Annotated in this window: 12 protein-coding genes; 7 read left to right on the top strand and 5 right to left on the bottom strand. The window is 70.3% G+C overall.

Features of this window, described 5'->3' with window-relative positions; all coding sequences use genetic code 11:
- The first annotated feature begins 29 nt into the window (after window positions 1-29).
- On the top strand, window positions 30-1,286 hold the full coding sequence (locus ACGF8B_RS25250; protein ID WP_392742644.1) for an MFS transporter: 1,257 nt from the start codon (window positions 30-32) through the stop codon (window positions 1,284-1,286).
- Between the two features lie 665 nt (window positions 1,287-1,951).
- Window positions 1,952-3,535, top strand: coding sequence for an alpha/beta fold hydrolase (locus ACGF8B_RS25245; protein ID WP_392742641.1), 1,584 nt, complete (start codon window positions 1,952-1,954; stop codon window positions 3,533-3,535).
- A gap of 388 nt (window positions 3,536-3,923) precedes the next feature.
- On the opposite strand, the gene ACGF8B_RS25240 is transcribed toward ACGF8B_RS25245, so the two are convergent.
- A complete protein-coding gene (locus ACGF8B_RS25240) occupies window positions 3,924-6,161 on the bottom strand; it encodes an MMPL family transporter (RefSeq protein WP_392742638.1) in 2,238 nt (745 codons plus the stop codon).
- 247 nt (window positions 6,162-6,408) lie between these two features.
- On the opposite strand from ACGF8B_RS25240, the gene ACGF8B_RS25235 reads away from it, so the two are divergent.
- Together ACGF8B_RS25235 and ACGF8B_RS25230 are read left to right on the top strand one after the other, a co-directional pair.
- A complete protein-coding gene (locus ACGF8B_RS25235; protein ID WP_392742635.1) occupies window positions 6,409-7,635 on the top strand; it encodes a sensor histidine kinase in 1,227 nt (408 codons plus the stop codon).
- On the top strand, window positions 7,632-8,354 hold the full coding sequence (locus ACGF8B_RS25230) for a response regulator (RefSeq protein ID WP_392742632.1): 723 nt from the start codon (window positions 7,632-7,634) through the stop codon (window positions 8,352-8,354). The genes ACGF8B_RS25235 and ACGF8B_RS25230 overlap by 4 nt, the downstream gene beginning before the upstream one ends.
- Window positions 8,355-8,855: 501 nt before the next feature.
- Here ACGF8B_RS25230 and ACGF8B_RS25225 read toward each other — a convergent pair.
- Both ACGF8B_RS25225 and ACGF8B_RS25220 read right to left on the bottom strand, forming a co-directional pair.
- Window positions 8,856-9,047, bottom strand: coding sequence for a hypothetical protein (locus tag ACGF8B_RS25225; protein WP_392742630.1), 192 nt, complete (start codon window positions 9,045-9,047; stop codon window positions 8,856-8,858).
- Between the two features lie 666 nt (window positions 9,048-9,713).
- The gene (locus tag ACGF8B_RS25220; protein ID WP_392742628.1) at window positions 9,714-10,679 is read right to left on the bottom strand and encodes a DUF5937 family protein; all 966 of its coding nucleotides are present in this window, start codon (window positions 10,677-10,679) and stop codon (window positions 9,714-9,716) included.
- Between the two features lie 215 nt (window positions 10,680-10,894).
- On the opposite strand from ACGF8B_RS25220, the gene ACGF8B_RS25215 reads away from it, so the two are divergent.
- Window positions 10,895-11,560, top strand: a complete 666-nt coding sequence (locus tag ACGF8B_RS25215; RefSeq protein ID WP_392742625.1) for a nitroreductase — start codon at window positions 10,895-10,897, stop codon at window positions 11,558-11,560.
- Window positions 11,561-12,584: 1,024 nt separating this feature from the next.
- Here the strand turns inward: ACGF8B_RS25215 and ACGF8B_RS25210 are convergent.
- A complete protein-coding gene (locus ACGF8B_RS25210; protein ID WP_342281024.1) occupies window positions 12,585-12,794 on the bottom strand; it encodes a cold-shock protein in 210 nt (69 codons plus the stop codon).
- A 460-nt stretch (window positions 12,795-13,254) separates the two neighbouring features.
- Between ACGF8B_RS25210 and ACGF8B_RS25205 the strand changes: the two genes are divergently transcribed.
- Window positions 13,255-14,829 carry an alpha/beta hydrolase gene (locus tag ACGF8B_RS25205; RefSeq protein WP_392742622.1) on the top strand — a complete coding sequence of 525 codons (1,575 nt, stop codon included), beginning with the start codon at window positions 13,255-13,257 and terminating at the stop codon, window positions 14,827-14,829.
- Between the two features lie 541 nt (window positions 14,830-15,370).
- Window positions 15,371-16,264: an alpha/beta hydrolase family protein gene (locus ACGF8B_RS25200; protein WP_392742619.1), complete on the top strand. Its 894-nt coding sequence runs from the start codon at window positions 15,371-15,373 to the stop codon at window positions 16,262-16,264.
- Window positions 16,265-16,420: 156 nt separating this feature from the next.
- On the opposite strand, the gene ACGF8B_RS25195 is transcribed toward ACGF8B_RS25200, so the two are convergent.
- Window positions 16,421-16,675 carry a hypothetical protein gene (locus tag ACGF8B_RS25195; RefSeq protein WP_392742616.1) on the bottom strand — a complete coding sequence of 85 codons (255 nt, stop codon included), beginning with the start codon at window positions 16,673-16,675 and terminating at the stop codon, window positions 16,421-16,423.
- Window positions 16,676-16,838: the final 163 nt, after the last annotated feature.

Raw genomic sequence — 16,838 nt, 5'->3', positions numbered from 1 at the left:
CGTAGACGTGAGGGTTTTAGCCTCCGGGCATGACCTCTGACGTCCACTCTTCACATACCGCCGGTCCCCCGTCCACCACCGCGAGTTGGCCCCTGAGCGGACTGCTGGTGCTGGCCGGATCCGCGTTCGTCACCATCCTCACCGAGGCTCTGCCGGCCGGAGTGCTGCCCGCGATGAGCGCCGATCTGGGCGTCTCCGAGGCACGTGCGGGGCTGCTGATCACCGTCTACGCGCTGGCCGCGGCCCTCACCGCGATCCCGATGACCGCCTGGACCCTGGTCCTGCCCCGGCGCACCCTGCTGCTGGCGCTGCTCCTCGGCTTCGCGGCCACCAACGTGGTGACGGCCGTCTCCACCGGTTTCGCCCTGACACTTGCCGCGCGGGTCGTCTCCGGAGTGTTCGCCGGCCTGCTGTGGGCAATGGTTCCGGCGTATGCAGCGCGGCTGGCCCCGCAGCGCAGTGGCAAGGCGATCGCCACCGCGCTGGCCGGCATGACGGTCGGGCTCTCGCTCGGCATCCCGGCGGGCACCGCGCTCGGCGGACTCATCGGCTGGCGCGCCACCTTCGGGCTGCTCACCGTGCTGGCCGTGGCCCTGGCCGGCACCGCGCTGTGGCTCCTGCCGCGGCTGGCCGGCGAGGCGGCGAGCCGCGGCACGGGGCTGATGCGCACCATCCGTACGCCCGGAATCCCCGCCATCAACGTCGCGTCGCTCCTGATGGTCCTCGGCTTCTACGTGCTCTACACCTACATCGCTCCCTTCGTGGAACAGTCAGGGTCGGGAGTCGGCACCAGCACCGTGCTGTTCCTGTTCGGCCTGGGTTCCATGGTTGGCGTCTGGATCGCCGGAGCCACCGCCGACCGTCGGCTGCGCGTCGCCACGATCGGCCTGCTGGCCCTGGCCGCCGGCTGCCTGGCGGTATTCGGTGCGGTCGGGCACAGCACCGTGGCCGTGGTGCTCGGTTCGGTGTTCTGGGGCGTGACGCACGGCGGTATTCCGACGCTGACACAGACCGCAGGGGTCAAGGCTGCCCCGCTCGATCCCGACACCGCCAACTCTCTCTGGGTCACCGGCTGGAACGTCGGCATGGCCGGCGGCTCCCTGCTCGGCGGTTCCGTCCTGGAAAGTGCCGGCCCGGGGGCACTGCCGTGGACGGCCTCCGCTCTGCTCGCCGCCTCCGTGCTGACGGCCATGCTGGCCCGACATGCTGGTTTTCCGTCCGCCAGCCGCATACAGGCCCGTGACCACGACCGCGCGCAGCGGGGCTCCGCCGCGCCCGAAAAGTAGAGCGGAATCCGGCTCGGCCGACCGTGGCAGTGGGATACCCGCGCCACTTCACCCTCGACAACACCAGCCGGTTGCTGTCCTTCGCCGGTCGCCCACTGCGATGCGGCGGAGCGCCAGGCCTCCTTGAGAGGGACGACGTGGTCGATGTCGATGCCGTCGGCATCGCCGCGTTCGCACATCAGCTCCTCGACTCCTTGGAAGCCGAACGGGAAGCGGAAGTGCAGCCACACCCGGTGCGCGATGACCTCCACCGGGTACCGGTGCCCCTCGCACAACGACGGCGCGCTGTCCACGGACGCCCCCTCCCGGCATGACCAATCAGAAGATCAACCCACCTGGCCGGTCAACGTGCCGGTTCGGTACGGGTGTTGAGCGGTTGTCACGGTCTCGACGCAAGGTCGTGGCCGATCCGTTGCTGGGGATGGCCGCACCGGGATCGGGGGGACAGCCGTAGTGAGCGGGGCTACTGCGGCACATAGCGTCTCCGGTGTGAGACATATACGGAACGGGGCGAAGAGATCCCCCTTCGACAGGCACCGGCCGGACCCGGCCGCAGCGGTGCCGGCTGTCCCGCCGAGTGTGGTGGCGGTCGGCCCGCCCACGGCGGACGCGGCGCATACGACCGGCACTCGCGACCACAACACCCAGCATCCCAAGAAGGCTTCGTGATCATCTCCAGCCCCACCTTGCGCCACACCTCCGCCGCGAGCCTCGCCCTCGTCACCTGCCTCGGCGTGGCCCCCGCCGCCACGGCCGCGCCGGACCCCACCATGTCGAAGTCCGAAGCCCGGCTCGACCGTTATTACGATCAGCGCCTGGGCTGGGGCAGTTGCGCCAAGAGCTCGGGTGACACCGTGGGCCGTGATCTGGATGAGGCCGGCGTGCAGTGCGCGGACGTCACCGTGCCGCTCGACTACGCCGACCCCCGGGGCCGTACGATCACCGTCGCGATCTCCCGGCTGAAGGCCACCGACACCCGCCACCGCATCGGCTCGATCCTGCTCAACAACGGCGGCCCCGGCGGCACCGCCCTCGAATCCCCGCCGGAATTCCACGCGTGGATGAAGAAGGCCGGCCCTCGTTACGACATCGTCGGCTTCGACCCTCGCTTCGTCGGCCGCAGCACCCCGCTGGACTGCGGTTTGCCCGTCGGCACCAATCTCTTCTCGGCCGGTCGCAGCCGGGCGAGCTTCGAGCGCCAGGTCGCCCTCCAGAAGGATCTGGCCGACAAGTGCCGGGCCACCAACGCCTCCGTACTGCCGCACGTCACCACCCGCAACACGGCCCGCGACATGGACGTCATCCGCGGCGCGCTCGGCGAGAAGAAGATCTCCTACTTCGGCTACTCGTACGGTACGTACCTGGGCACCGTCTACACCCAGATGTTCCCCGGCCGCACCGACCGCGTGGTCCTGGACGGCGCCATCGACCCACGCAAGTTCGGCCCCCGGCTGCTTCGGGAGGCCGTCGGCGAGAACGAACAGGCGCTCGCCGACTGGGCCTCCTGGGCAGCCGCCCGCGATGACACCTACGGCCTCGGCCGCACCCGCACCCAGGTTCTCGCCACCATCGACCGTGTCATCAGGGCATCCGCGCGCGCACCGCTGACCGTCGGCAGCGCCCCGGATGCCTTCCGACTCGACGACACCCAGACCCCGTTCCTCCTGCTCGCCGGCCTCGACAGCGACACCGACGCGTCCCGCGCGGCCCTCGGCGAGCAGGTGTCCGTGCTGAACGAGGCCGCGGCCGGGCAGCCGACCCGGCTGTCACCGCAGTTCGCCGGGCTGCTGCGGTTCGCGCTGACCGGCGAGCAGTCGCACTACGGCAGTGTTCAGTCCGCGGTCATCTGCGGGGATGTGGCGGCCCCTCGTGACCCCGAGGTCTACTGGCGGGCCATCGAGCGCAGCCGCGCCGCGTACCCGCACTTCGGCGCGCTGGCCGACAACATCGGCCCGTGCGCCTTTTGGGACCGGCCCCGCGAGAAGCCCACCCAGGTGAAGCACGACGCCAAGGCGCTGATCGTGTCGGCCACCGGCGATACTCGCACCGCCCACAAGGGTGCCGTCGCCCTGCACGGGCTGCTGCCGAGCTCCAGGCTGATCACCCTCAAGGGGGCGAACCGGCATGCGATCTACGGGCTGTACGAGAACGCCTGCGTCGACAACAAGGTCAACCACTACCTGGCCACCGGCCGGCTGCCCGCCAACGACCGGACCTGCTCCAAGCAAGCCGGGCTTCAGCCCAGGTGAGAGCAGATTCCTTGGTCAGGGACTTCCCTCAAGAGGTGCCGCACCCGGCTTGAGGGAAGGATCGACCGGAACGGCCCGCCCCGCACACCGGCTGTACGTGCGGGGCGGGCCCGTGAGTGGTCATCAGACCCGGTGTCCGGGCTCGGGGGCCCGCGGCGGTACGTGGTCGAGCGGGACGGTGACGTTCGCGCACTGCACACCGGATCGTGTTTCGACTGCCTGACCCAACCGCTCCGCCGCTGAATACCGATCAGGGCAGACCTGTCCGGCCGGGCTCGATTTCATGACTTGGCTTCCACGGGTGTTCCTGACGGCTCTTGAAACATCTGGTGGTTGTCACGGGCGTGCACGTTCCACCATGCGAGGCCACATCGGACAGATGAGGCGCTCACAGGTCACCTGAGCCGTTCGGCCGGTCCGCCGTCATGACCCGGTCGGGCTCCGGCGCAGTTGCGTTCGCACGGTGCTGCGGGCGGCCGCCCCTGGTGGGCCGCGGGCGGACCGGCCACCAGATGCTCCGGCCGAGGAGCGCGGCGAGGGCGGGAACCAGCACCAGCGAGAGGACGAGCGCGGAGAGCAGGATGCCGAGCGTCATCGCGAAGGCGATCTGCTCGTTGCCCGGGGTCGTGGCGAGGGTGGCGAAGGAAGCGGCAAGAACCAGGCCTGCGGTCGCGATGGCCGGTGTTGTGTGCCGCACCGCGCGGGCCACAGCGGCGCGGGCCGGGCCCGGTCGCTGCATTTCCTCCCGGATCCGGTCGCTGATCAGGATGTTGTAGTCGGTGCCCAGTGCCACGACGAACAGGAACAGCACGAGCGGGAGGGAGAAGTTGACGCCCGGATTGCCGAGGACGTGCTGGAAGAGCAGAGTGGCGGCGCCGAGGGTGGCGGCGAAGCCGAGCCCGACGGCGAGCATCAGGACCACCGGTGCGAGCAGGCTGCGCAGGAGCAGCAGGAGGATCAGCGCGATCAGTGCGGCCGCGACCGGGAACACGATCTTCAGGTCGTGGTCGACGGCGGTGGAGATGTCTGCGTAGATCGCCGCCGTTCCGCCCACGTGTGCCCTCGTCCCGGCGGGTGTGTGCTCGGCGACCGCTGCCCGCACGGGTCCGGAGGCCAGGTCGCGGCTCTGCCGGCTCTGCGGGTCCGCGGTCGGGTAGAGGTCGATCCGGGCGGCGTGGTGGTCCTTGTTCAGGACGGTCCGCGCGACCTGGCCCACGCCCTTGACCTGGGTGAGAGCGCGCGAAAGGCCGTCGAGCCGGCCCGCGGTGAGGGTTCCTCCGTCAGTGGCGGTGACGAAGACGCTCGTCGGGTCCGACACTCCGGCCGGCAGCGCACGGGCGATCTCGGTCGCGGTGGCCGCCGCGGGGGTCCCGGCAGCGGCGTTGCCCTGGCCGTAGTCCATCCGGATCCCGATCAGCCCGGCGGCCAGCGCGGCAAGCAGGGCGACGGAGGCGAACGTCATCGTCATCGGTCGTCGTGCGACCCGCGCCCCGAAGCGGGCGGCGCGGCCCTCGTCGGGCTCGTGGCCAAGGGCCCTGGAGGGCCAGAACATCTTGCGCCCGGCGGCCGCGAGCAGCGCCGGCAGCAGGGTGAGGCTGCCGAGCAGCATCACCAGGACCGCGACGGCGATGGCGGGGCCCAGCGAGCGGAACTGGCCGAAGGTCGCCACGCCCAGCGTGGCGAACCCGGCGACGATGGTCAGCGCCGCCGAGGTGATCGCGGTGCCCACCCGTCCCGAGACCTGCCCCGCCGCCTCGCGGGCGGACTGCTCCGGACGGGCACGCAGTTGCTCGCGGAAGCGGAACAGCAGGAACAGCAGGTAGTCGATGCCGATGCCGAGCAGGACCACACTGATCAGATCAGGGGTGCCCGCGTCGAGCTTGCGCCCCGTGAGTATCGCGGCACCCGCTACGGCGCCCCCCGCCACGCCGATGATCATGGCGACCGCGACCAGCGGCAGCAGGGCCGCCAGCACGCTGCGGAACACCAGCACGTTGATCAGCAGGATGAGCCCCATGAGGAGGGCGCCCCCGACCTTCGCGGCGGTCTCGTGGGCATCGGTGGCGTCGACGGTGTCAGCGAGACTTCCGGTGAATCCGGTGCGCATCCCCGCCTCGGAGAACTGCGTCCGGGCAGTGTCCCGGAAGGCCCGGTAGACGCCCTGGACCCCCTTGTCCGTACGGTTCCCGATCAGCTCGACGGAGAGCAGTTCGAAACTCCGGTCGGGTGCCACCATCGCCGGGGCTATCCGGGGTGTCTGGGAGCGGTCCGGGACCAGGAATTCCGGCCTGTCGTCCTCCCTGGGCATGATCACTCGGCGCTGCGCCAGCTTCGCCGCCTCGGCCTCGACCCGCTTCTGGTCGGCGGCGCCGAGAGCCTTTCCGTCGGACCGGGCGACCAGCATCGTCACGTTGGTGGCGTCGGGGTTCGTCCCGAACTGTTCCTCGGCGATCTGCAGGGCGGCGGCCGAGTCGTAGCTCTTGGGCAGGAAATCCCCGGTCTGGTTCTGGGTGACGTGGCCGATGAGTGTCGGGGCCAGGGCGCTCAGCACGACACCCAGCACCGTCCAGAGGGCGATGACCTTCCACGGGTGTCTGGTGGAGTATCCGGTCAGGGCGCGGATCATGATGTCCTCCGGCGGACGGACTTGCGTGCGGATGTCTGCCGGGGGCTCCCGGCCGGTATCCAGACCATCACCCCGAGGGGCCGGGAAGCGTCCTGGCAGCGGATGATCCGGGCCGGGGCCCTGGGTCCTGCCCGGCCACCGGACCAGGACCCAGGTCCTGGTCCCCGTCCTGGTCGTGGGTCTGGAGCTGCGGTCGCTGTGCAACTCTGTACCGGTGGTCGTAGGGCCGGACACAGGGAGAACAGACATGCGCAGGCGCCGACACATCGGGCCCGGCGATGCCCGGGAGCCTCTGCACATCGACAGCGCCGGGCCGCCGTGGTCCCGCAACGACGCGCTCGTGACCGGCGGGGCATGCGCGATGAACCTGCTCAGCTATGTGTTCTTCGACGACCCCGACGGCCGATACCCCGTGAGCGTGGCCGGGTTTCTCCTCGTCGCGCTGGCAGCCCTGCCGCTGCTCGTCCGGCGCAGCCACCCGGTGGTGGCGCTCGCTGCCGTACTGGCACTCGATACGACAGCCACCCTGGCCGCGCCGCTGCCCGGGCACTTCGGTGCCGTCCTGCTGGTCGCCCTGTACTCAGTCGCCAGGTCCTGCACCGGCCGAGTGACAGCGGTCGCGACCGTTGCGATGGTGTCGCTGACTCTGCTGAGCCAGAGCCATGGCCGGATTCCCCCCTGGCAGGACGCCGCTGTCACGCCCCTGTCCGCCCTGATCGTCGTCGGCACCGCCGTGGGGGTCAACCGCTGGCAGCGGGAGGTGGCGGCGAACCGCAGACTTCTCGCCGACCGTGCGGTGGCCGACGAACGCCGCCGCATCGCACGGGAGTTGCATGACATCGTGGCTCACCACATCACCACCATGCAGCTGATGGCCGGCGGAGCCCGGGCCAACCTCGCCCGACCGGAGGTGGTCCGGGACGCCCTGGTCACCCTGGAATCCTCCGGGCGGCTCGCCCTGCGCGAGATGCGCCAGCTCCTCGATGTACTGCGGGCCGGTGACGAACCGGAGTCCGCACCGTCGCAGCCCCAGCCGGGCGTCGACGACCTCGACCGTCTGGTGGCCGAATCCCGCCTTGCCGGACTGCCGACCGAGTTCAGCGTCCACGGGCCGCAGCGCCCGCTGCTGCCGACCGTCGGCCTCACGGTGTTCAGGATCACCCAGGAAGCCCTCACCAACACCCGCAAGTACGCGGGGCCCGCGAGCGCGTCCGTACGGCTGACGTATCACCAGGATCGGGTCACCGTCGAAGTGCGGGACGACGGTGGGAGCACACCGCCGCAGGAGGGGACGTCGTCGGTGGGCTCGGGCGGTTACGGCCTGATCGGCATGCGCGAGCGCGTCGCTCTGCACGGCGGCACCCTCGCCGTCGGCCCGCAGCCCGACGGAGGGTTCGCGGTGGTTGCCGACCTGCCGCTGACCACGGACGAGGCGGCCGAAGCAGCCGTCCAGCACGAGGGGGTACACCGATGACCGGGATCCGGCCGGACACACCGAGGATCAGAGTGCTGATCGCGGACGATCAGCCGCTGGTCCGGCGCGGCCTGTCGCTGATCCTCTCCCCCGACCCGTCCTTCGAGGTCGTGGGAGAGGCCGAGGACGGCGCGCAGGCTGTCGCCCTCGCCCGCCGGCTGCGCCCCGACGTCGTGGTGATGGACATCCGGATGCCCGTCCTCGACGGTGTCGGCGCGACCGGGGAACTCGCCGCCACCGTGCCCGGCTGCCGGGTCCTGGCCCTCAGCACCTTCGACATGGACGAGTACGTCGTGGGTGCCCTGCGTGCCGGAGCCTGCGGCTTCCTGCCGAAGGACAGCTCGCCGGAGGAGCTGAGCGCGGCGATCCGCACCGTTCACGCAGGCGAGGCCGTCGTCGCGCCGCGTCTGCTCACCCGGCTGATCTCCACCTACGTACGATCCCCTCACGGCGCGTCGCAGCCACTCCCCACCGACCCAGGCGAACTCACACCCCGGGAGGTCGAGGTGTGGCGTCTGATGGCCACCGGTCTCGACAACGCCGAGATCGCCCACGACCTGCACATCAGCGTCTCCACGGTCAAGAACTACATCACCAGCATCTTCGGCAAGCTCGGCGTCCGTGACCGCGCCCAGGCGGTCATCGCGGCCTACGAAACGGGGCTGGTCACCGCCCGCGCGGCAACCGGCAGCCCGCGCGGCGACGGAAACACCGCGTAGCCGGGCCGACCGGTGCGCTCGCTGCTTGCGCGGGGGGTGTCGAGGAGGGTCCGGTCGTCGGGCTCTGTCGGTGAACGGCAGGGCCTCCCGAAACTCCTGCGCGGCCGGCTTCTCCCGCCGCGGGGGCGGGTGCCCCCCGAGCCCACATGGCCGGGCCTGCCCCGGGGCGGGAAGGCGTCGAGAGCGTGGACTGCCCCGGACGCTGCCCCTCCGGGTTCGCGACGTCTGCCAAGCCCTCATTCACAAACCACTGCCGGGGGGCGCCGAAGGCGTCCGCACCGAGCTGAAACGCCTTGTCGAGCTCCACGTCCTCAGCTCACCGAGGTCGATCGGCAGCTTCGTCAGGAAGCAGTAGCCGACGGCAGCTCCGCGACCGGCAGCTTGCCCCGACCTCGTCCAGAAACGGACACCGGCTCACGGACCCGCCCTCTGAACACCTGGCACAAGCCTCACCTTGACGATCACGGAGGGCATCCGGATCCGCCTGCGTCGCGCCTCGGCTCAGCTCCCCCTCGGCACCTCGACGTCGTAGACCAGCGCATACACGATGTCCCGGGCCTGGCGCAGGTCGTAGCCCGTCGCGTCCAAGATCACCTTGAGCGCCCGGAAGGTGTCGCCACCCAGCATGAACATGCGCGCTTCGGCCTGCGCCTCGGCCGGAACCGGCAGGACACGGGCTCGCCGTGGATCCACGCTCCGCGGGATCCTCGGCAGCTCGCCCTTGTTCTTCCTTCCCCCGAACACCTTGCAGTCCCCAACCCCTCGACCGTACGACCAGTTCGTGGAACGCATCCTATTGTGGACGGGCGCTCCGGCAGATTCTGCGTCCTCGCCACAGCCGACGCCGGCGGCTTCGTCAGGGAGCGGCAGCCGACCAGGCCGACGACCAGTGGCCTTGCCCCGACCTCAGCCAGGCACCACCCCCGTACACGGCGGCCCTGACCGCGCCACCGCACCGACCAGGAGAACCACTGACCTGGACAAAGACACAAGTGTGTCATTGGAGGCAGAAGCAACAAGCGACAAGTACCCGCACTCTCAGCAAAGTTGACATGCTCTCAGGCCGGTCCCGCCCGGACCGAAAGAACACCGTCGGCACGCTCGCCATCATCGGCCTGTACTTCGGGATCGTGTAGGTTCACCCACGGTCGGCTACGTGCATTCGACCCGACCACAGCTGCGGGAAAGGCCGGTGACCCGCGTTGGGCAGGGTTTGCCGGCCGATACGCCACTCCAGCCGCACGGCCAGGGCCAGGTTCTTGTCCCAGGTCGGATGTCCCGCCGGGGCTCGTACCGGGGCTCTTGCCGGGTGAGCACGACGTTGCGGTGAACAGGCCGAGGGCACCTGCCGGGGCGGCTTCATGCCGTCAGTTGATCGCCGAGTGGGCTGCGCAGGTACAGCACGAGGTGTCCCTGCCGAGCCCGGGTGACCAGTCCTGCCCGGTGGAGAACACCCAGGTGCTGGCTCACTGTGCCAGGGCTGAGACCCAGCCGGTGGGCCAGGTCGGTGGTGCTCGCGGGCTCCGCGAGCTGGGTCAGAAGAAGGGCCCGGGTGCCGCCGAGCAGGTCGGCCAGGGCTTTTGGCGGGGTGACCGCGTTCGTGTGCCAGACCGTTGCGCGGCCCCGGGCGGGGTAGGCGATCCTGGGCGCCAGTGCGGGGTTGAGGAGTGTGCTGGCATGTTCGCAGAACAGGGACGGAGTGAACGTCACTCCGCGACCGTCCGCTGCGAGGTCACGGTGTTCGTCGCGGAGGGCGTCCACGGTGAGAGTGCCAGCCTGCCAGCGCAGGCCGGGGTCGATGTCGGGAAACACCGCTGCGGCACCGCCGTCGGCCAGCCGCCGGGCCCGGTGCAGGATGTCGGACCGCAGGACGGCCCGCATGCGCGGCCAGTGCGGTGCGACCACGAGCGCCCAGTAGGCGTACAGGGCGTCGGCGATGCGCGTGAGCAGGGCCAGGGGGTCCTGGAACACCTGCCGGAGTCCGGGGTGCAGCTCTGCACCACTGGCGGCCTGGATCAGCTCGGTTGTCACACGCTCGGCCGGCGTCGCCCGCAGAGCGGTGAATTCGCCGTCGACATCGGGGGAAGGGCCGGTGGGATGAGGGGTCAGGAAGTCGGCGATGCGCCTGCGCGGCCCGAGCAGGGATTGCAGCAGGAGCCAGTCGAGTTGCCGCAGCAGCGGGGCGCCTCGGCGCAGGAGGGGCTGATGCTCGGCGTACCGGACCGGGTTCTGCCACGCCCGCAGGCTAAGAACGGTCTCTTGCAGAGGGGAACACGCGAACCGGACCGAGGCGAGGGCGTCCAGGTCGAGCCGCAACAGCAACATTCGGCCCAGCCTAAATGTCTCGCACGGCAGGTGGTCAGCCTGGTGGGATCACCATCATGACTACTGCCGCTGCCCGGAGAGGCTCGGCGACGGCGACAGCGACGTACGACCGCAGCGGTGCTGCGCGTGAGTGTGGCCCGGACCGCCTCTCTGTCTCTTGTGCGTGCTGAAGTCGGTGGAGACATGGCTGTCGTTGGGTGAGAGGACGAGAAGGCGTGGATGTGTATGAGGCCGTGGACGGTCGGAGGGCCGTGCGGGCGTTCAGTGATGAGCCGGTACCCCAAGAGGTGCTCGAACGGGTGCTGACTACGGCAGCGCGGGCTCCGTCGAGCGGGAACCTTCAGCCGTGGCACGTATACGTGGTGGCCGGAGAGCCGCTGGCCGGGCTGAAGAGGCGTGCGACGGCCAGGGCACGGGCGGGAGATCCGGGTGATGAGAGGGAGTATCCGATGTACCCGGCCGAACTGGCCTCGCCGTACAGGGACCGCTTCGCTGCCGCGGCCGCCCAGCGGTACGGGGCGTTGGGCATCGAGCGCGACGACCCCGACAGACCCATGAAGATCGCCGCGTTGAACTCGGAGGCGTTCGGTGCGCCGGTCGTGCTGTTCTGCTACCTCGACCGGGCGATGGGCCCCGGGCAGTGGGCGGACGCGGGGATGTATCTGCAGACGGTCATGCTGTTGCTGAGGGCGGAAGGATTGCACAGCTGCCCCCAGGTGATGTGGACGATGTACCGCGAGACCGTCAGCCGGACGGTCGGAGCCGATGACGGGCTCGTGCTGTTCTGCGGTGTCTCGGTGGGATTCGAGAAGGAAGGCGTGCCACGCCTGCGCACCGGACGGGCGGACATGACGGAAACAGTGAGCTTCATCGGGGTGTGACCGCCAGGCGATCGCACCACAGATCCGATGAGCCGACCGGTCCTCACTTGGGGATCACGGGCACGGTCCGTCTCTTCCCGGGTTGACCTGCGCCCGCTCTGCGGCACGGGGCACCCGCCGATACACGAGACCGCCGCGACCGTCCTGAACTCCCCGCACGATGCGGTCCCGCACCCGCCATACCCCGTCGCGAACCGGGGCCCAGCCAGTCATGGATGCGAGAGTGCCCCAGTCCCCCAGCCAGCACGACGGACGGAGATGTCATGAGGGCCTGCATCGCCGGCACGGCCGGCGCCATCGGCAGCCGGCTCGTGGCCCAACTCGTCGTGCGCGGTCATGGGGCCACCGGCGTGACTGCCACGCGCTCATGGCCGGCTGCGGACTTCGGTGATCGGCACCTCGTCGCGAGCGGGGCGGGCCGATGACTCTGGCGCAGGCCCGCGGCTGGTACGAGCTGGAAGAACTGGACGACGGCCTCGTCCGCATCACCGAGCCGCACGTCGACAAGTTGGTGCGGGCCAACCTGTGGTGGCTGCGCGGAACGGACCGCGACCTCGTCGTGGACGCGGGCCTATCTCATCGACGACCTCCCCGGATCCGATCCGTCGGACTAGCGGCGCAGTTCGGCGCTCCTGGCCGACCTGGACGTATCGATCGCCCATCCGGGCCACGGCCGCAGCTTCGACAGGCGCCGCCTTCGGGAACTCGCGCACAACTACCTCGACGCGCCCTCTGCGTAGACCCGCCACGATGGTCTCGGCGCCACACAATTCCGTCGACGAGGGCCTCTCTTCGACATCACTCATGGATTCACCCGTCACTCGGCAGGAGCGCCCTGACAGGACGGAGCTCCCGGGACGGCCCTGCGGCCGCTTCGCACGTTCCGCAGGGCCGACCCGTCTTCCGGATGTGACCACCGGCCAGGCCGACAGCCCGCGCCCGCGGCCCTTGAAGGCACGGGGCCCGGGAAGGGCCCGGAGAGAGGGCGGGGCATCATCCGGTGAGGGTCGTGAGGGATCTGCTACTACGCAGCCTGGACTTTGTCGGCCTGCATGCCCTTCTGTCCCTGGACGGCCTCGAAGGTGACCGCCTGGCCTTCCTTCAGGGACTTGAAGCCGTTCCCTTCGATCGCACGGAAGTGGACGAAGAGATCAGGACCGGACTGCGGGGTGATGAAGCCGTAGCCCTTCTCGTCGTTGAACCACTTCACGGTGCCGTTCTGGCGCTCGGCCATGTCTCCTCCTGATCGTGTGTGCGGGTGGGCGCGCACCCCACGATCATTCCACTCTGAGCGATGGAATCGATACGAGAAGTGATGGTCTGTCAGGGGGAACGCCGCACGGAGCAGGAGTGCGCTGACAGCCCGGCGCGGGCCCGAGCCACCGGTTCACGTTGCCCCGCCGCCGCATCCTCACCTTCCGGCTCGGGTGAAGCCGGTGCTCCAGCCCCTCATCGGCGGTCCGTCGATGCCCCCGGACCCGAAGGCCGGTAGCCCCGTCGCGGAGCCACGAAATCAGCAACGGCGCGCAGGTAGTACTCAGGGCCCACGTCGGCTGCCCGTACTGCTGCGCCTGACGTACCGGCATTTCGTGCCGCACGGCGATGCGCGCGGGCGGGGTGCGCTGGAAGGCTCGACCTGCCCGGCCCGGACGCTCTCCGGACCAGCCGTGTTCGTCACCGTCAGGAGAAGCACCATGGTCACCCCCAGCACAGCCCTACGGCGCGCCTCGGCCGTAGGACTCGTCCTCGCCGCAGGCCTCACCACCGGCCTGGCCACCCCACCCGCCGCCACCGCGATGCCCGCGGCTGCCGACGCGGCCCCCGCGGCCGGGCTCGGCCGGTACTACCAGCAGCGCCCCCACTGGCACCACTGCGCCCAGGGTACGGACGACGAGACGGGCCGCGCCCTCGACGCCGCGGGCGCACGCTGCGCGGACGTGACCGTACCGCTCGACTACGGCAAGCCCCGCTCCCGGACCATCACCGTCGCCATATCCCGGCTGAAGGCCACCGACACCCGTCACCGGATCGGCTCCCTCCTGATCAACCCCGGAGGTCCGGGCGGCCCGGGTCTCGGCACGGGGCTCACCGTGCGCCCGCTGATGAAGGAGACCGGTGCCCGCTACGACCTGATCGGCATGGACCCCCGCTTCACCGGCCGCAGCACCCCCCTGGACTGCGGCCTGTCCTCCGGCCCCGGTCTGCTGTCGGCCGGCCCCGACCGGGCTGGCTTCGACCGCCAGACGGCCCGTGCCAGAAGCATCGCGGAGCGGTGCCGGGCCACCAACGGGTCGCTCCTGCCGCACGTCACGACACGCAACACCGCCCGCGACATCGACGTCGTCCGCAGCGTCCTCGGCGAGCGGAAGATCTCCTACCTGGGCTTCTCCTACGGCACCTACCTGGGCACGGCCTACACCCAGATGTTTCCCACCCGCCACGACCGGGTGGTTCTCGACAGTGCCCTGGACCCCGACCGCTACAACCCCCGCCTCCTGAAGGGGGCCGACGCCGAGAACGAGAAGGCGTACGACGACTGGGCCGACTGGACGGCCGCGCGCCACGGCACCTACGGTCTCGGCCGCACTCGCGAACAGGTACGCGCCACCCTCGGCGACGTGATCGCCGCCTCCGCCCGCGAGCCGCTCACCGTCGGCACCGCTCCCGATGTCTTCCACCTCGACGGCAGCCAGGTTCCCGCCCTGCTCTTCACCGAACTCGCCAACGAGACCGACCCGGCGCGTGCCTCGCTGGCCGAGCACATGTCCCTGCTCGCCCGGGCCGCCGAAGGCCGCCCCACTCCCCTGCCGGCCGCCTTCGCCGGCCTGCTGCGCACCGTGTTCACTCCCGCCGGTTCCTCCGTCGCCAGCGCCCAGACCGCGATCCTGTGCGGCGACGTCCCCGCCCCGCGCGACCCCGAGCTGTACTGGCGCGACATCGAACGGGGCCGCGCCGCCCACCCGTTGTTCGCCCCGCTGACCGAGAGCATCACCCCGTGCGCCTTCTGGGACCGCCCGCGCGAGGCGCCCGTCCGGGTCCGCCACGACACCCGGGCCCTGATCGTCGCCTCCACCGGTGACCCCCGCGTCCCCTACACCAACAGCGTCGCCCTGCACGACCGCCTGCCCAGCTCCCGCCTCCTCACCCTCGACGGCGCCAACCAGCACGTCAATTACGGCGTCTACGGCAATGCCTGCATCGACTCCACCGTCAACTCCTACCTCGCCACCGGCCGCCTTCCCGCCCGCGACCGCACCTGCGCCAAGTAGCCCGGCAGGGGCACCACGAGCCCTCGGCCCGGACGTCACCCGACGCCCGGGCCGAGCACCCCGTATCCGCGGTCCCGACGCGGCGAATCGAGGCGGTCGCCGGTCTTTTCTCCGGTCAGTCGTATCCGAGCAGCCTCTCGCCCTCGCCCGCGAGAGTCCGGTGAGCGGCACGCACAGCCTCTGTGCGTGCCGCTGCGCGTACCCGGCCCGCATTCGTTGCACACGGCTCGGACCATGGCCCCTCTGCTCGGCGCTGCTGACGTTGCACCGGCACGGCATCCGGCTCTCCAGAGCTACCGGAGAAATTGGCTCTCGGGCGTGATTCTTCTCCGGCCCGCATTTCTTACATTTTCTCGGAAGTAAGAAATCGCCGCCCCGGAAGAAGGCAATGGAAATGTCCGTAAGCAGCCGAGGAGCAGTTTCGGTACTTTTGGCCGGAGCCGTGGCCGCCGGAGTAACCGCACTGAGTGCCCAAGGCGGGCCACCGGGAACTGATGGTGTCGATGTATTACCCGGCACACAAGGCAACCCGACCCCATACATGAACGCCAAGGGCGCCGACGCCTTCCTGAAGCAAATGGGACTGGACGTGCCCGCGAAGATGCTCGCCGACACGAAGACCCACACCCACACCGGCGCCAGTCCCGCGAGAGGGAAGTTCCCCCTGGTCGTTCTCTCGCCCGGCTTCAAGACCCCGGGCGCCACGCTCACCGGGCTCGCCGAGGACCTCACCAGCCGCGGCAATGTCGTCGCCGTCGTGGACCACGCCTACGAAGCAGCCGGCGTGTCCTTTCCCGGCAAGGGCATCCTGCCGTGCGCGGCATGCGAAAGGGTCGGCCCCACCACCTTCCAGCCCGCCGCCGAGGGCCGGGCCAAGGACATCACCTTCACCCTGGACCGACTCCTGTCGGGCACCTCGCCCTGGAAGCGCGCCGGCATGGTGGACAAGAACAGGGTCGGGATGGCCGGACACTCCCTGGGCGGCGCCAGTACCGCCGCCACGATGGAGAAGGACTCCCGTGTGCGCGCCGGAGTCAACATGGACGGCCCCTTCATCAACTCCGGGAAGAGCTCCGGCCTGTCGGGGCGTCCCTTCATGATGCTGGGTACCAAGGCCGACCACAGCCCTGGCGACGACGCGACCTGGGACACTGCCTGGAAGCGGCTCGGGGGCTGGAAGCGCTGGGTCACGGTCACCGGAGCCGAGCACATGTCCTTCACCGACCTGGCCCCTCTGGCCGGACAGCTGGGCGCAGACGATCCCGAGGGGCTGCCCGGCAAGCGCGCAGCAGAAGTCACCCGCGACTACGTCGGTGCCTTCTTCGACCAGCAGTTGCACGGCAGGCACGAACCGATCCTCGACCGCCCCGGCAGGACCAACCCCGAGGTCACCTTCCAGCACCGCGCCGCTGAGAATCCCTCTCCGCGATCCTGACGTCCGCACACAGCAAGTCCCCGTCCCTCCCAGGTACGTCCGGGCGGGACGATGCGCGCAGGGGTCTGTGCCCAGGGCACGCCGATCGGTCACTCCGGTCATCGCACAGGCCAGGGCGGCCCCGGGGCAGCGTGAGGGAGCGGCCGCCGGTAGGCCTCATGCCAGGTAGCGGGCGCCGGCGGCGAGGAGGTCGTCGTAGAGCCCGGGCGGCGGGTCCGCCTTCTGGAGGCGTTCGGCGGCCAGGCGCATGGGCTTGAGGTTCCGGGCGACGGCCCAGGCTCGGCCGCCGCGTCGGTCGATCAGGTCCGCGACGGCAGCGACCTCCATGTCCCCGGGCTCGCCCCGGCCGCTGTGGAAGGCGGCGGGGAGCTCGCTGTCACGGTGCCCTGACGCGAGGAAGACCGTCACCACGGGCGTCATCCTGCGGCGGCGAATGTCGCCCCCTGTGGCTCGGCCCCTGTCGAGCGTCGGCCTCGGCCGTACGAGCATCAGTACGCGGGTCAGTGTGCACGCCGGTGCTCCCTTGCATTCCGAGACACCTGGCCGGCGCCGAACGGTTCATGATCGGCCGACG

The sequence above is a fragment of the Streptomyces sp. NPDC047917 genome (genome assembly GCF_043204345.1).
Classification (GTDB): Bacteria; Actinomycetota; Actinomycetes; order Streptomycetales; family Streptomycetaceae; genus Streptomyces; species Streptomyces sanglieri.
This window is presented reverse-complemented; position numbering and strand designations above follow the sequence as displayed.

What these genes read in the sequence shown, in the direction of transcription:
- ACGF8B_RS25250 (WP_392742644.1), top strand. Translation starts at nt 30, where the DNA reads ATGACCTCTGACGTCCACTCTTCACATACCGCCGGTCCCCCGTCCACC.
- ACGF8B_RS25240 (WP_392742638.1), bottom strand. Translation starts at nt 6,161, where the DNA reads ATGATCCGCGCCCTGACCGGATACTCCACCAGACACCCGTGGAAGGTC.
- ACGF8B_RS25235 (WP_392742635.1), top strand. Translation starts at nt 6,409, where the DNA reads ATGCGCAGGCGCCGACACATCGGGCCCGGCGATGCCCGGGAGCCTCTG.
- ACGF8B_RS25230 (WP_392742632.1), top strand. Translation starts at nt 7,632, where the DNA reads ATGACCGGGATCCGGCCGGACACACCGAGGATCAGAGTGCTGATCGCG.
- ACGF8B_RS25220 (WP_392742628.1), bottom strand. Translation starts at nt 10,679, where the DNA reads ATGTTGCTGTTGCGGCTCGACCTGGACGCCCTCGCCTCGGTCCGGTTC.
- ACGF8B_RS25210 (WP_342281024.1), bottom strand. Translation starts at nt 12,794, where the DNA reads ATGGCCGAGCGCCAGAACGGCACCGTGAAGTGGTTCAACGACGAGAAG.
- ACGF8B_RS25205 (WP_392742622.1), top strand. Translation starts at nt 13,255, where the DNA reads ATGGTCACCCCCAGCACAGCCCTACGGCGCGCCTCGGCCGTAGGACTC.
- ACGF8B_RS25200 (WP_392742619.1), top strand. Translation starts at nt 15,371, where the DNA reads ATGAACGCCAAGGGCGCCGACGCCTTCCTGAAGCAAATGGGACTGGAC.